Here is a 15,955-nt window from a genome sequence, read left to right on the forward strand (position 1 = left end):
ATGCCAATGGTAGATATTGACTGGCTTAAAGATCATGTTGAAGTGCCAGAAGGTTTAACTTACGAGCAGCTTGCTAAGGATTTAGTGCGCGTAGGTTTGGAAGAGGAAGAAATTCATACTTCGCAGGTCACCGGCCCAATTGTTGTCGGTTATGTAGTAGATGCTACTGCCGAACCGCAGAAAAATGGTAAAACTATTAATTGGTGCCATGTTGATGTTGGTGAAGAGTACAACGATGTTGATGAGAACGGTAAGAAAGTTCCTCGTGGCATTATTTGTGGCGCTCCAAATATGGCTGCAGGTGAAAAGGTTGTTGTAACTCTTCCTGGCGCTGTTCTTCCTGGTGATTTTAAGATTGAGCCTCGTAAGACTTATGGTCATATTTCTAACGGAATGTGCGCATCTGAGCGTGAGCTTGGTTTAGGAGATAGCCACGACGGCATTATTTTGTTGCGTGAATATGGTTTCACTAAGGCTGAATATGATGCTCTGAAACCTGGCGATGATGCTATGGAATTGCTTCATCTTAATAAGCCAATTTTGGAGATTAATATTACTCCAGATCGCGGTTACGCGTTCTCGTACAGGGGTGTTGCTCGCGAGTACCATCACTCAACCGGCGCATCTTACACAGATCCTGTAGTAGCTCTTAATGAGCAAGCTGCAAAAGTTATGGACTCTCAGAATCATAAATCTGCAGATATTCAGGTAAGCATTGAAGATACGAACCCAATTCACGGTGTTGCTGGTTGCGATCGTTACTATGCTCGTGCTGTTAATAATTTCAGTTCAGATGCTAAAAGCCCTCACTGGATGCAGCGTCGTTTAACTCGTGCAGGCATGCGTAGCATTTCTCTTGCTGTTGACGTTACTAATTACGTGATGCTTGACTTAGGTCAGCCTTTACATGCTTACGATTTGGATAAAATTGAGGGTCCTATTGTTGTTCGTCGTGCGCGTTCTGGTGAACATCTTACGACTTTAGATGGTAAGGATCACGAATTGCACGTTGAGGATTTGGTTATTTGCGATTCTCCTCGTGGAAATCAAGGCTCTCGTATTCTTGGTTTGGCTGGCGTTATGGGTGGCATGTATGGCGAAGTAACCAGTGAAACTAAGAATGTTTTGATTGAGGCAGCTCACTTTGATCCTGTATCTATTGCTCGAACCGCTCGCCGTCATAAGATTCCTTCTGAGGCTTCGCGTCGCTTTGAGCGTGGTGTTGACACTGAGTTGCAACCTGCTGCAGCTCAAATGGCTGCAAACCTTTTGGAGCAGTTTGGTGGTGCTAAGCCATCTTCTTATCCAAATGATGTTAATAATACTCAGTCGCGCAATGTGATTGTTTTCAAAGCTGATGAAGTTAAGCGTGTTGCTGGTCTTGATCTTGATTTGAACCGTATTAGTGACATTCTCACCGATATTGGTTGCTCTGTTGCAGGTGGTGGAAATGGTTCATTCTCAGTTCTTCCCCCAACTTGGCGTCCAGATTTGAATGAGCCTTGCGATTTGGTTGAAGAGATTGCTCGACTTGTTGGTTACGACGAGATTCCTGTTAAAGTACCTGCTGTTCCTATTGTGGGAAGAACTGGTTTAACAGAAAAGCAGGCAACTCGTCGCGCTATTGCTTATGAGCTTGCAGAAATGGGCTTAGTTGAATCTTTAAGCTACCCATTTGTTGGTGAAGAAGATATTAAGGCCTTCCGCGAAGATGTTGATGAAGTTGACAAGGTAAGTGTTCGTATTGCTAATCCTTTGGCAGGAGATCGTCCTTGGCTTCGCAGATCAGTTCTTATGACTTTAGCTGGAACTGTTCGTCGTAATCTTCGTCGCGGCTTAGATAATATTTCAATGTATGAGCTTGGTCATGTTTACTTTAGTGATCCAAAAGCTCCTGCAATTCCTGCTCTTCCTGGTTCTGTGCGACCGTCTAATGCGGAACTTGCTGCATTAGATGCAGGTTTGCCGGATCAGCCTTTGCATGTTGCTGCTCTGCTTACCGGTCATGCTGAAGAAACTGGCTGGCTTGGCACTCATCGCGATGTTGACTGGAGTGATGCTGTTGAAGCAGTTCAACGTTTAGCTAAGCGCATTGGTGTTCAATTCGTGTTAGATCAATTTAACGCTGAGGATGCTCCTGTTTCTTGGCATCCAGGTCGCAGTGCTAGTGTTTGTGTAATTGCTGAAGACGGCTCTAAAGTTTCTATTGGTGTTGTTGGCGAATTGCATCCTCACGTGTGCGACGCTTTGGATCTTCCAAAACATTCTGCAGCGTTTGAGCTTGATTTGACTTCTTTGTTTAACAATATGCAAATGAAGCCAGTTCAAGCTAAGCCGATTTCTACATTCCCACCAGTTAAGCAAGATTTTGCGTTCACTGCTCCTGTTTCGCTGAAGGCTCAGGTTTTGCAAGATGCGATTGAAAAAGCTTCAGGCGATTTGTTCGAATCTGTTGAGCTTTTTGACGTGTACGAAGGCGAGCAGTTAGGTGAAGGCTTGCGATCTCTTGCATATTCTGTAACTTTTAGAGCTGCAGATAGAACTCTTTCTGGTGAAGAAATGGAAGCAGTTCGTAAGGAGATTACAAAGTCTGCTGCAGCATTGCACGCAACTTTGCGCGTATAAAACTGTATTAAATAAGCATAATGCGATTGTGATTCCATGTTTTATTGGTTTCACAGTCGCATTATTCTGTTGTTATAACAAATTTTTTGAAATAAATTTCATATTTCGTAGATATTTACGCATGTAATCGTATATATTTATGTATAAATGTTTTTTATGAAAGGTTCTGTAAAAAATTATGGTTAATTCTAGGCAGGATGCTGAAATAGATGATGACGGAGATGTTGTTTTTAAGCAACAACGTCCCTCTACAAAAGCTGCTAGATTAGATGCTATTGAGCAGGCTTTGTTGTCTGAGGTTATTACGTCTCAGTCTCAGCTTTCTAAGGTTCTTGCTCTCCACGGCTTTAATGTTACTCAAGCTACTTTAAGCCGCGATTTAGATGAGATAAATGCTGTTAAGATTCGTTTAACCGACGGTAGGATTGCCTACGTTTTGGGGGATGGCACTGGAAATCGTCATGCAATGGATACTGTTCGTATAGATCAGCAGGTTGCTCGAACGTTATCTGGTCTTGTTACGGAAGTTGCTCACGCAAATAATATTGTTGTGATTCATACTCCATCTGGAGCCGCACAGTATGTTGCTAGTGTTATAGATCGCCAGCCTTTGAAGGGTATTTTGGGCTCTGTTGCAGGAGATGACACTGTTATTATGGTTTGCGTTTCCAATGAAGAAGCGGAAGAAAGAGCAAACTGGATGCTTACTGTTGCATCTCGCTAATTATAGAAAAATCTTAGTCGAAAATTTATTTGCGAAAATTTATTCGTGAATATTTATATTTATAACGTGTACAGTGCAAATTATGCTGTACACGTTTTTATATGTATAAGTATGATTTCTAAATTTTATATATTTTTTCACGTAATGTGACAAAAAAATAAAAATACAACAATTTGTGACATGTCTATTGCGTTTATCTCATGTGTATAATATGCTCTATATTGTTTAGTTATACAAAGCGCTGCATATGGAGGTCACATGAATACTAATAAGCGCATTGTTCTGGCGTACTCAGGCGGCTTGGATACTTCTGTAGCAATTCCTTACTTGAAAGAACAAACCGGCCAAGATGTTGTTGCAGTATCTCTTAATGTTGGTCAAGGCGGCGAAGCTCTTGATGCAATAAAGAAGCGCGCATTAGCTTGTGGTGCAGTAGAATCTTATGTTGTTGATGCGCGAGATGAGTTTGCCAACGATTATTGCATGCTCGCTTTGAAAGCAAATGCAATGTACGAAGATGTGTATCCTCTTGTTTCTGCACTATCTCGTCCACTGATTACAAAGCATTTAGTGCATGCGGCGCACGAATTTGATGCGGATACTATTGCTCATGGTTGCACCGGAAAGGGAAACGATCAAGTTCGTTTTGAAGTTGCTATCAAATCCTTAGATCCACAGTTAAAAGCAATCAGCCCTATTAGAGATTTGTCGCTTACTCGCGATGTTGAAATCGCTTTTGCAAACAGTCACCAGCTTCCAATTGAGCAAAGTAAGAAAAGCCCTTACTCAATTGATCAAAACGTTTGGGGTCGCGCAATTGAAACAGGTTTCTTGGAAGATCCTTGGAATGCTCCAACAGAAGAGTGCTATTCTTACACTCAAAATCCTATGGAGTCTCAAGAGCCTGATGAAGTGACTATCACTTTTGAAAAAGGTGTTCCAGTCGCTATTGACGGTCATAGTGTAACGCCTTTGCAAGCTATTGAAGAAATGAACGCAAGAGCAGGTGCTCAAGGAATCGGTCGAATTGACATTATTGAAGATCGTTTAGTTGGCATCAAGTCTCGCGAATTGTATGAAGTTCCAGGAGCTCAGGCTCTTATTACTGCACATCAAGAGCTGGAAAACTGCTGTTTGGAACGTGAGCAGCACAGGCTAAAGCGTGATCTTGATAAAAAGTGGGCAGAATTTGTTTACGATGGTCAATGGTTCTCTCCAGTTGTGCGTTCTTTGAATGCGTTTATTAACGAAACTCAGGAGCATGTTTCTGGCGATATTCGAATGACTATGTACGCCGGAAAAGCTGTTGTTACTGGTAGACGCTCCGAAGAGTCTCTGTATGACTTTAACTTAGCTACGTACGATTCTTCCGATACCTTTGATCAGCGTGCTTCCAACGGTTTTATTGAAATTTACGGATTGTCAAATACTGTTGCTGCAGCTCGTGACATGCGCGTTTCAAAAAACAATTAATTTGGATTTGAGGTAATAATGATTTCTCACGATACAACAAAAAACGCTAGCAATCCGATTGCATTGTGGGGTGGACGTTTTAGCTCTGGCCCATCTAAAGAGCTTGCTGCATTAAGCAAATCGACACAGTTTGATTGGCGATTAGCTGATGATGATATTGCTGGATCTAGAGCTCACGCGTTTGCGTTGTATCGTGCAGGTCTTCTTAGCAAAGAAGAGTATTCAGAACTGATTTGCTCATTAAACGAATTGCAAAATCAAGTTGATTCAGGAACTTTTGTTCCTATTGAAGAAGACGAAGATGAGGCAACTGCGTTAGAGCGAGGATTGCTTGAAATTGCTGGAAGCAAGTTAGGCGGAAAGCTTAGAGCAGGTCGTTCTAGAAATGATCAGATTGCAGCGCTTATACGCATGTTCTTACGCAGACATGCTCGATTTATTGCAAACCTACTGCTAACAGTTTGCAAAGCTCTAATTACTCAGTCAAAAAATGCAGAAGATGCTGTAATGCCAGGTAGAACTCATATGCAGCATGCTCAACCTATTTTACTTGCGCACCAATTAATGGCTCACGTTTGGCCACTACTTCGCAACATTCAGAGACTTGTAGATTGGGATTCGCGAGCAAACGAAAGCCCTTATGGTGCTGGAGCTTTAGCTGGAAACACTCTTGGTCTCAATGCTGATGGTGTTGCTAAAGAGCTTGGTTTTGACGCTGTTTGCGCAAACTCTATTGACGCAACTGCAAGCAGAGATATTGTTGCTGAATTTGCATTTATTTCAGCAATGATTGGCGTTGATATTTCCCGGTTAAGCGAAGAAATTATTATTTGGAATACGCAAGAATTTGCTTTTGTGCGCTTGGACGACGCTTATTCAACCGGTTCTTCTATTATGCCTCAGAAAAAGAATCCAGATATTGCAGAGCTCGCAAGAGGAAAGTCTGGCAGATTAATTGGAGACTTAACAGGATTAATGGCAACTCTTAAAGGTCTTCCTACTGCTTATGCTCGCGATCTTCAAGAAGATAAAGAAGCTGTTTTTGACCAAATTGACACGCTAGAAGTGCTGCTTCCAGCATTTGCAGGAATGCTAAAAACTATGCAGTTTGATTTTAAGCGTCTTCGTGAGCAATCAGCCACAGGTTTTGCGCTCGCAACAGATATTGCAGAATGGCTGGTAAAACAAGGTGTTCCATTCCGTAATGCTCATACTTTGTCTGGTTTGTGTGTAAAGCGAGCAGAAGAAATCGGCGGAGATCTTGCTGATTTAAGCGACGACGATTTTGCGAATATTTTAGACGGATTTATTGATTGCAACCAAATTCCTAATCTTAGAAAACTGCTTTCAAGTGACGGATCTGTTGCGTCTCGTTGTACTAGAGGCGGAACTGCACTAGTGCGAGTTCTTGAACAAATAAATGAAGCTGAATCTAAAGTAAATGAATATAGTAAGTTTGCTTCTTCTACAAGTGACGGTTCCGCTTATAGTTCATCTTCAAAATAATATTGTGCAAAATTGAAATATTGTGATTATGCTTTTGACAGCTTTGTAATAGTGTCTGCCTGTACTGCAAAAATTAAAAGGCTTGCGGACGCGCATAGCGCCCGATATTTCGGAATTTTTGCAATAAGGAGATACGAATGGCTCAGGTCAGGAATTACAAGGAAGCAGGTTTTGCTTCTTTGTTTGAAGAGCTAAAGTGGCGTGGATTGATTTCTCAATCTACAGACGAGAAACAGCTTGCTCAAGCACTTGACGGAGAACCATTAACGTATTATTGCGGCTATGATCCTACAGCTGCATCTTTGCATATTGGAAATCTTGTTCAGCTTATTAACATGCGCCACTTGCAGGCAGCAGGTCATCATCCTATTGCGCTTGTTGGTGGAGCAACTGGTTTGATTGGCGACCCTCGTCAAAGTGGTGAGCGAACTTTAAATTCTAAAGATATTGTTGCTGCATGGGCTGAACGTTTGCATAATCAGATTGGACGTATTCTGCCTCTTGATGGAGAAAATCCTGTTCGTTTTGTTAGCAATTACGACTGGGTTTCTAAGATGTCTGCTATTGATTTCTTGCGAGATGTTGGCAAAAACTTCCGTGTTGGCACAATGATTGCTAAGGATATTGTTGCTCGTCGCTTGAACTCAGATGAAGGTATTTCTTTTGCAGAGTTTAGTTACCAGGTTTTGCAAGGAAACGATTTCTTGTATCTCTTTGATAACTACAATGTCACTTTGCAGCTTGGTGGATCTGATCAGTGGGGTAATTTGACTTCTGGCATGGATCTGATTCGTAAGGTTCGCGGAGCTTCAGTAAACGTATTTACTAGCCCGATTATTACGGATAATCAGGGCCGTAAGTTTGGTAAGTCTGAAGGCAACGCAATGTGGCTTGACCCAACAATGTTAAGCCCATACCGCTTCTACCAGTTCTGGTTTAATCAGCCTGATGATGAAGTTGTTAAGTTACTTAAAGTTTTCACATTCTTACCAAAGAGTGAGATTGAGCGTTTAGCGCAGCAAATTCAAGAAGATCCAGGAAGCCGTGAAGCTCAGCGCGTGCTTGCTTGGGAAGTTACAAGTTTTGTTCATGGTGAAGATTTAACTAACCAAGCTATTGAAGCTTCTTCCGCACTGTTTGGCCGTGGAGATATTAAAAATATTGATGAGCAGACTCTTGAGGCTGCTTTAGATGGCGTTAAAGTGAAGTCAGAAGATGGTAGCTTAGATTTTGCAAAGTCTCACAATGGGGATCGTATTGTAGAAGCTGCGGTTTCTGCAGGTTTGTTCCGCACGATTTCCGAAGCTCGTCGCGCTATCGAAGCTGGTGGTTTGTATCTAAATAATGAACGCGTTGAAAGCGTTGATGATGTGCTTGACGATAATTCGTTCTTACATGGTCGTTTTGCTTTGCTTCGCCGCGGTAAAAAAGCTATTGGTGCTGTAGAGCGCGCATGATTTGTTTTTGATATTAGATTAATATTAATTTATTGTTTATTAGAATTTGAAAGGTATGCCGATAATGGGCGAAGAGCGCGGATCACGTAGTGGCAAGTCGTTTGGTAATCGTGGTAATTTTGGCCATCGAAACGGTGGTAAAAGTGGTGAAAGACGCGGTGGTTTCCATAAAGATGGATTCCACAAGAGTGGTTCTAAGAGAAGTGGTTTCCGTTCTGAAAATCGCGACGGAGAACATCGTTTTAACCGTAATCGCCGCTTTGATGATCGCCGTGATGATCGTCGTTCGCGCGATTTTGAGCATGGCGGTGAAGAAGGCGGAAATCCTCGCTACAAGAAGTTTGATGGTGAAAAACGTTTCGACCGTCGAAATAATCACAACGAGAATCGCAGAGAAAATAATCGCGGTGGAAACTTCCACAAGGATTTCCATAAAGATTCCAGAAGTGATTTTGGCGATAATCGTCGTGATAATCGCAGCGAAAATCGTCGCTTTGACAATCATCATAATAATCGTTACGACCGCAATGATCGCAATGATCGTTACGACCGCAATAATCGCAATGAAAATCGTCGCTTCGACGAACATCGCAGCTCTGAGCGCCGAAACAGCAATGCGCATGGCAATGTCAGATTTGAAAATGGACCTCGTCGCAATTCTGACGGAACGGTTTCATATCCATCACAAAACCCTTATACCGCGCGTCGCCCTGGCGAGCCTAAAATGCCAAAGGGTCTAGAGTGGGCAATGCTTTCTAAGGAAGACCGTGAGCGTTTGCGTGGCCTTTCCAAGGAGCATGCTGAAAATATTGGTCTTCATATTCTTGCAGCCTACGTTTTGCAGGAAGAGAACCCTGATCTTGCTTTGGAACACGCAAAATGGGTTGCTAAGCAGGCTTCAAGAATTGATTTTGCTCGCGAAACATTAGCTTTTGTATCTTATCGTCAAGGCGATTACAAGCTTGCTGCTAAAGAATTCCGCACTGCAATGCGCATGAACGGTTATCTCGACTACCTGCCATTTATTGCAGATTGTGAGCGCGGCATGGGCAATCTAGATAAAGCCTTAGAGATTTGCATGTCAGATGAAGCAAAAAGCCTTAAGGGTGAAGTTAAAGCCGAAATGTTCCTAGTGTACGCCGGTGTTTTGTTTGATACTGATCATGCAGATAAAGCTATTGAGCTGGTTCATGCAATGGGCCGTTCAAAGGGCTTACCTGGAGAGTATCGTATGCGTGCCGTTCAAGCTGAGCAGTACTTCTTAGAAGAAGCAGGCAGAAGCGATGAAGCCGTAGAATTAGAATCTTTGCTCGACAGTCTTGAAAATCAGTATGCTGATGCTGACGATGACGATATTAACACAGATGATATTGTTATTGACTACGATTTGGAACATTTGAACGACGCCATGATGGATGAGATTGGTGTAAGTGAAGATGATTGCGAATTTGCTCCAGAAGAAGATGAATCTGAGGATTAAAATCATTTAAGGCTATTTTTATGCAACTTGAAACGAGAAAGAATTTTTCTGCAAGTACTCGTCCTTTAAGTGAAGCTTTTAGCTTAGCTTTGCTTGATTTGGATGGTGTTGTTTATAGAGGCGGAAATTCTGTTGAGTATGCTGCTGAATCGATTGAGTCAGCTCAAAAACGCGGAATGTTTATTGAATACACAACAAATAATTCTTCTCGTTTTCAAGCTGTTGTTGCTAAACAATTGGAAAGTTTTGGTCTGAGTGTAAAACCATGGCAGATTATTACTTCATCTGTTGTTGCAGCTCGCATGGTTGCGCGTCATGTTGAGCCAGGTGCTCGTGTTCTAGTTCTTGGTGCTGAGCATTTGCTTGAGGAAGTTAAGCGTGTAGGTTTACAGCCTGTAGATTCTTGTAATGATAATCCGCAAGCTGTTATTCAAGGCTGGTATCCTCAGATGACTTGGCAAGAAATGGCAGAAGTTTCTTTTGCTGTAGAGCACGGAGCTAAATATTTTGTTACAAATCGTGATTTAACAATTCCTCGCGAACTTGGAATAGCTCCTGGATGCGGCTCAATGATTCAGGCTGTTATTAATGCTACAGGGGTTGAGCCTATTTCGTCTGCTGGAAAACCTGAATCTGCAATGTATGACGAGGCTCGACTGCTTGTTGCAGCAAATGCTGAACATGTAAAAACTAAATTTGAGTCAGAGGACGAACAATATACTGAAAAAGACGAGTTTGGAAATCCTGTAATAAGTATTTCTAAATCTCTTGCTGTAGGAGACCGTTTAGATACTGATATTGAAGCCGGAACAAGGGGAGGCTACGAGTCTTTGCTTGTTCTTACTGGAGTTACGAATCCTAGAATGCTTATGCTTGCGCCGAAACATTTGCGACCAAGCTTTGTTTCTAAAGATTTGCGAGGACTTAACGAGTCCCATAACTGCCCAGAGAGAGTGGACGAGTATACTTTTATTTGCGAAAATGCAAAAGCTGAGCTTACTGATAATCGTATTATTGAAGTGAATAATCTTAATGATTGCAATGCTTTGAGGGCTGCATGCGCGTTGACATGGAGTTTGCAAGATAATGGTGAATCTCTTGAAAACTATACTCTTCCGGAGTTTTCATTATGAGTTTTAATGAAGATTTGCGAATTTTTGTAAACTCTTCTTCACATAAACGTTTAGATTGTGCTCTTGTTGCCAGAGGATTAGCAGAAAGTAGAACAATAGCTAAGCGTTTAATTCAAAATGGTGCTGTAAACGTAAATAATAAAACTATTAAAAAATCTTCTTTTCTTGTAGAGGATTCAGAAGAAATAGTTATTTCTAAATCAGAAGGCGTAAGCTCTTTTGCTAAATATGTTTCTCGCGGAGCTCTTAAGCTAGAAGGAGCTTTTGAAGCGTTTTCTAAATACGGTTTATCTACTTCCAAGTCAACTAGAGCATTAGATATTGGTGCGTCAACAGGCGGATTTTGCGACGTGCTTTTACAAAGAGGAGTTGAGAATATTATTGCTCTCGATGTTGGTCATGGGCAGCTTAATCCTAAAATTGCGAATAATCCTAGAGTAATCGAAATGAGCGGAGTAAATATTCGTAACGTTTACGAAGAAGATTTGCCGTATAAACCTAATCTGATAGTTTCGGATGTTTCTTTTATTTCTTTAACATTTGTTATTCCAGTAATTTCGCGCATTGCTGAGCATAATGCAGATGTTGTTTTACTTGTTAAACCTCAGTTTGAGGTTGGAAAAGGAAATCTTGGAAAAGGTGGAATAGTAACAGACGAATCTTTGCGTCTTAAAGCGTTAGAAAATGTTGAAAATTGTGCTAAAGATAATAATTTGACGATTGTTTCAACAGTAAAATCTCCTATTGAAGGCACTCACGGAAACGTAGAATATTTGCTTTATGCGCATTTTGAAGGCTGATAATACAAATACTTACGCCTAATATACGTAGAAGAATTACAATAGTACTGTTATTTGAAAACAGTACGAAGGGTATTTGTGATGCAGCAACATTTCGATGAAAATACTGCTTCTGCGCCTCGACGCGCTCTTGTAGTAACTCATGCGAGACTTGATAGCCACAGTGCTGTAGTAAATCAAGTTACTTCACAGCTTACTCAAGCGGGTTTTCTAGTTGATGTTTTTCACAGTGCTGCCGTTTCTGATTTTTCTAAAACGCCTACTAATTTAGTTGATGAGCATACTGAAATCGTTGTGGTGCTTGGGGGAGATGGCACCATGCTTCAGGCTGCAGAATTAGTACATTGCACTACCGTGCCAATTATTGGAATAAATCTTGGTCACGTTGGTTTTTTGGCAGAATTCGAAAGCTTCCAAATTGATGAAGCAATTAGAAGAATTGCCAATAAGGATTATTCAATCGATCGACGTATGGAAGCTCATGTTGACGTGTGGCTTCCTGGAGAAACTGAGCCTTTAAGAGACTGGGCTTTGAATGATATTACGCTTGATCGTGCAGATCGTGGGCGAATGGTAGAGCTTTCAATACGAGTAGATGATGTTGAAATGTCATCTTTTGGCTGTGATGGTGTAATAGTTTCAACTCCTACTGGTTCAACAGCTTATGCGTTTTCTGCAGGTGGCTCAATTATGTGGCCAAATGTTGAGGCTCTGCAATTAGTTCCTTTAGCTGCTCACGCGCTTTTTGCTCGTCCGCTTATTATTGGCTCAGGATCTACTTTTACGATTGATATTCTTGAAGAATCTTCTTCAGGAGGCTGGATTTGCTGCGATGGCAGACGTCAGCGCGCTCTTCCTCAAGGATCAAGGATTCAAGTTCGACAGTCTAAAGATGAGCTTTTGCTGGCTAGACTTTCGGGAGCGCCTTTTACTAAGCGTTTGGTTACAAAATTTGATTTACCAGTAGTTGGTTGGCGAGAACATAACAGTAATCAGTCAAACCGTAAATAATCTACTTAACTAATAGCAGTAAAAACGAGGTATAGTGTGCTTGAAGAATTAGAAATACGCAATCTTGGGCCAATTTCACACGCGCTTATTACTCCTTCTTTACGAATGACTGCGATTACAGGTGAAACTGGCGCTGGAAAATCAATGCTTTTAAGTGCTATAAAACTTATCTCTGGTTCGAAATCAGATTCTGCTAGAATTTCGCCAAATGCTAAAGAAGCGTGGGTGCAAGGCGTATTTAGCATCCCAAAATCAGGCGAAGTGGAAGAAATTGTTAATCAAGCTGGCATTGAGCTTGAAACTTCAGAAATTGATGAAACAAAGTCAGATATGTATGTTGCAAGAACTGTTCCTAAACAGGGTCGCTCAAGGGCAACAATATCTGGATTCGCTGTTCCAAAAACTTTGCTTGAAGACGTATGTTCACAAATGGTCACTATTCATGGTCAAAGTGATCAGTTACGTATAGCAACTAGCGCAAAACAGCGTGAAATGTTAGATTTAGTGGCAAATAATAGTGAATTAGCTAATAAGTATTTTCAAGCTTATCAAGCTTTAAAAGATGCTAAAGAAGCGTGCAATCGTCTTGAAAATCAAGAATCTTCCGCTCGTCAGAGAGCTGACTATTTGAGAGAGTCTTTAGCCCAAATAAAACAAGTAGATCCAAAACATAATGAAGATGAAGAATTGCGTGCAAAGCGCGAGCGCATTGAAAATTCTGCGCAAATTATTAACGCTGTGAGCACAGCTTTATCATCGCTTGACGTTAGTCAAATCGACTATAGTGCTTCATCGTCATCTTTAGACGCAAGAACGCTTATTGATCAGGCTGCTCAAGCATTGCGAAATATTAGAGTTGATAATTCATTTAGTAAACTCGCTCAACAACTTGATGATATTCATGCGCAACTGGACGATATTGTAATGCAGCTTGCTCAGCAGATTGATTTTGATGCGAGTGAGGAAGATTTAGATTCTTTAAATGCAAGAATACATGATCTTAGTGAGCTTACGCGCAGATGGGGGCCAACTTTAGATGATGTTCTTAATTGGGCGCAAAAAGCTCAGTTTGAACTTGAAGATTTAGATGATTCTCCAGAAGCTATTGAGCGTGCTAGGGCCGCTTGTAATAAGCGTTACGATGAAGCTTTTGATTTAGCTAAGAAATTATCTGCCACTCGTGTGAAAGCAGCTAAAAAGCTTAGTGATGATGTTAGTAATGAGCTATCTTCTTTAGCAATGGATGGCGCTCAATTAAATGTTCGAGTAAATTCTAGAAGTGAGAATCAAGATGGTTTAGTTGATCTCGATTCAAACGGCATTGACGATATTGAGTTTCTTTTTAGACCATTTCCAGCTTCGCCAGATTTACCAATGGGCAAAAGTGCTTCTGGCGGTGAGCTAAGTAGGCTGATGCTTGCAATGGAACTTGTTGTTGCAAGAATGCGCGAGCACGATGATAAAAACATGACTTTTATTTTTGACGAAGTTGATGCAGGAGTTGGTGGCGCTGCAGCAGTTGAACTAGGAAAGCGTTTGGCTAAACTTGCTAAACATTCGCAAGTGATTGTTGTTACGCATTTGCCTCAAGTAGCCTCTTTTGCTGATGCTCAATATGCTGTACAAAAAAATATTTCACCTGTTAATAATGGTGATTTTGAAAGTCAAGAAGCGGATACTACTGTTAATCTACTCGAAGGTAAATCTCGTGAGATGGAAATCGCTCGTATGCTTGCTGGAAGTAACTCTAAAACTTCGCTTGAACATGCGCATGAATTGTTAGAAACAAGTAGAAAGATAATTGATGACGCTGCAGAATAATAATTCGTTTTTTAAGGCTGCGATTTTTGATTTTGACGGAACTCTTATTGATTCTCTTGGAGTTTGGGATGATATTGATAAAAAGAGTTTCGCAAAACGCGGCTTAAATGTTCCGGATATTTTTGCAAATACTACAGCAGCTATGAATCCTCGCCAAATTGCAGATTATGTTATTGAACATTACGGTTTTAGTGAATCTCCTGAAGAACTAATGAAGGAGTGGTCAGATATGGCGTTTGATGCCTATGCTAATCATCTTCCTCTTAGAAAGGGAGCTTACGACTACGTTAAATACTTGTGTTCTAAAAAAGTAAAGATGTTTCTTATTACAACTCTTTCCAAAACTTTATGCGAGCCTGCGTTAAGAAGACTTAATATTTTAGATTGTTTTGATTTTTTGCAATTTGGGGAAGATTTATCTAAAGAAGGAAAACACAGTTATAAAACTTATGTTGATATAGCAGAAACTCTTAAGGTTGCTACAAAAGATTGTGCAGTTTTTGAAGATTCTGCAACTGCGCTAAATTCTGCTCAACAAGCTGGAATGAAAACATACGGCATTGTAGATGAATCGTGCTCAAAAAATGATTTAGACTTGCCATTTAGTAAATGCTTAGAAGTATTTTCCAACTTCGATGATGCTCCAAAAAGTTGATGAGGTTTCACATACCCCGGGTTTTGTCGCGTACACAAGTGCACACGGATGGCCATCCATCTCGATTTGACGTTACCGCCAAACTCTAGCAGTCTACCCGAAGACTCAGGCGAGCAGCCTTTAAGCGTCTTCTGCTTGACCTTGCTCCCAATGAGGCTTGCCATGCGACTAACTGTTACCAGAAGTCCGGTGGTCTCTTACACCGCCGTTTCACCCTTACCCAAACGAAACGTTCGGGCGGTCTATTCTCTGTTGCGCTATCTCTCAGGTCGCCCTGGGCGGACGTTATCCGCCATTGTGCTCTGTGGAGCCCGGAAGTTCCTCAGTCACTCCGAATGAACATTGTGACCGCGGCCATCGTGAAACCTCAACCTTCCCAAGTATAGCAGATATTGTTCATCTCGTAAAAAATTAGTTGTTTTGCGTAAATTTTCGAAATAATTATGAAATTTTTTTGCTTAAATTTAATAACTTGCTAGTTTCTTATTGATTTAGCAGATATAATAGAAGCACCGACGGCATCGTGGCAGTCGGCTGATACAAATCGAACTTAGGTTCGAATCTATATGGGGAGGTTTCGCATGGAAATCGTCATTACTGGTCGTCATACGCAGATTAATCAAAGGTTCCGTGACGTTGTAGAAAGTAAGATGAATCGCGTAACCGCTATTGCTCCTGATGCGCAGCGCGTTCAAATTGTGTTGACTCATGAAGGTAATCCAAGGCAGGCAGATACTGCAAAGCGAGTTGAAATTACTGTTGTTGCAGGTAGCACCGTGATTCGCGCAGAAGCTTCTAGCACTGATCAGTACAGTGCTCTTGACATGGCTCTAGATAAGTTGACGCTGCGTTTGCGCCGCACGCGTGATCGCCGCAAGGATCATCGCCGCGGATACACGGAAATGGTTCCTGTTGATATGGGCGTTGTTGAGCCAGAAATTGACATGAAAATTGAGGAGCCTAGTGAGGATGTTGCCAATAGTGCGGATGCAGCTGTTGCTTCTGATTTAGGCCCTGGTGAGTCTGTAGAAGTTAGCGTTGGTGACACGCCTATTGTTATTCGACGCAAGCTTCATATTGCAGAGCCAATGAGCATTGATGAAGCTTTGTACGAGATGGAATTAATTGGTCACGATTTCTTCCTGTTTGTTAATAAAGAAACAATGCGACCATCTGTTGTGTATCGTAGGCATGGATGGAGCTATGGTGTGTTTGAGATTGATACGCCTGAAAATGTTGCTAAGAAAAAGTAATAATAAAATAATTACGA

Annotated in this window: 12 protein-coding genes and 1 other RNA gene; 12 read left to right on the forward strand and 1 reads right to left on the reverse strand. The window is 41.4% G+C overall.

Annotated features, from left to right (window positions below):
- From pheT to ACJV7B_RS01270, 11 genes are all read left to right on the forward strand, one after another.
- Positions 1–2,625: a phenylalanine--tRNA ligase subunit beta gene (pheT, locus tag ACJV7B_RS01220; protein WP_419388760.1), complete on the forward strand. Its 2,625-nt coding sequence runs from the start codon at positions 1–3 to the stop codon at positions 2,623–2,625.
- A gap of 178 nt (positions 2,626–2,803) precedes the next feature.
- Positions 2,804–3,349, forward strand: coding sequence for an arginine repressor (locus tag ACJV7B_RS01225; protein ID WP_004128117.1), 546 nt, complete (start codon positions 2,804–2,806; stop codon positions 3,347–3,349).
- A gap of 258 nt (positions 3,350–3,607) precedes the next feature.
- Positions 3,608–4,822, forward strand: coding sequence for an argininosuccinate synthase (locus tag ACJV7B_RS01230; RefSeq protein WP_004134896.1), 1,215 nt, complete (start codon positions 3,608–3,610; stop codon positions 4,820–4,822).
- A gap of 18 nt (positions 4,823–4,840) precedes the next feature.
- The gene (argH, locus tag ACJV7B_RS01235) at positions 4,841–6,328 is read left to right on the forward strand and encodes an argininosuccinate lyase (RefSeq protein ID WP_410313351.1); all 1,488 of its coding nucleotides are present in this window, start codon (positions 4,841–4,843) and stop codon (positions 6,326–6,328) included.
- A 137-nt stretch (positions 6,329–6,465) separates the two neighbouring features.
- Complete coding sequence (gene tyrS / locus ACJV7B_RS01240) at positions 6,466–7,785, forward strand: tyrosine--tRNA ligase (protein ID WP_419388761.1); 1,320 nt, start codon at positions 6,466–6,468, stop codon at positions 7,783–7,785.
- Between the two features lie 64 nt (positions 7,786–7,849).
- Positions 7,850–9,265 (forward strand): tetratricopeptide repeat protein, encoded by a 1,416-nt coding sequence (locus ACJV7B_RS01245; RefSeq protein WP_116793982.1) that lies wholly within the window; start codon positions 7,850–7,852, stop codon positions 9,263–9,265.
- 20 nt (positions 9,266–9,285) lie between these two features.
- Positions 9,286–10,398, forward strand: coding sequence for an HAD-IIA family hydrolase (locus tag ACJV7B_RS01250; protein WP_419388762.1), 1,113 nt, complete (start codon positions 9,286–9,288; stop codon positions 10,396–10,398).
- Positions 10,395–11,198, forward strand: a complete 804-nt coding sequence (locus ACJV7B_RS01255) for a TlyA family RNA methyltransferase (protein WP_419388763.1) — start codon at positions 10,395–10,397, stop codon at positions 11,196–11,198. The genes ACJV7B_RS01250 and ACJV7B_RS01255 overlap by 4 nt, the downstream gene beginning before the upstream one ends.
- 81 nt (positions 11,199–11,279) lie before the next feature.
- A complete protein-coding gene (locus ACJV7B_RS01260; RefSeq protein WP_116793985.1) occupies positions 11,280–12,209 on the forward strand; it encodes an NAD kinase in 930 nt (309 codons plus the stop codon).
- Positions 12,210–12,245: 36 nt separating this feature from the next.
- On the forward strand, positions 12,246–14,030 hold the full coding sequence (gene recN, locus ACJV7B_RS01265; protein ID WP_419388764.1) for a DNA repair protein RecN: 1,785 nt from the start codon (positions 12,246–12,248) through the stop codon (positions 14,028–14,030).
- Positions 14,014–14,685 (forward strand): HAD family hydrolase, encoded by a 672-nt coding sequence (locus tag ACJV7B_RS01270; RefSeq protein WP_419388765.1) that lies wholly within the window; start codon positions 14,014–14,016, stop codon positions 14,683–14,685. The genes recN and ACJV7B_RS01270 overlap by 17 nt, the downstream gene beginning before the upstream one ends.
- Here the strand turns inward: ACJV7B_RS01270 and rnpB are convergent.
- An RNA gene (rnpB, locus tag ACJV7B_RS01275) (RNase P RNA component class A) lies at positions 14,682–15,055 on the reverse strand. The two genes, ACJV7B_RS01270 and rnpB, sit on opposite strands and share 4 nt — an antisense overlap.
- 211 nt (positions 15,056–15,266) lie before the next feature.
- Between rnpB and hpf the strand changes: the two genes are divergently transcribed.
- Positions 15,267–15,938: a ribosome hibernation-promoting factor, HPF/YfiA family gene (hpf, locus tag ACJV7B_RS01280; RefSeq protein ID WP_119521580.1), complete on the forward strand. Its 672-nt coding sequence runs from the start codon at positions 15,267–15,269 to the stop codon at positions 15,936–15,938.
- Positions 15,939–15,955: the final 17 nt, after the last annotated feature.

This window comes from Gardnerella bretellae, from assembly GCF_048545135.1.
Lineage (GTDB): Bacteria > Actinomycetota > Actinomycetes > Actinomycetales > Bifidobacteriaceae > Bifidobacterium > Bifidobacterium greenwoodii.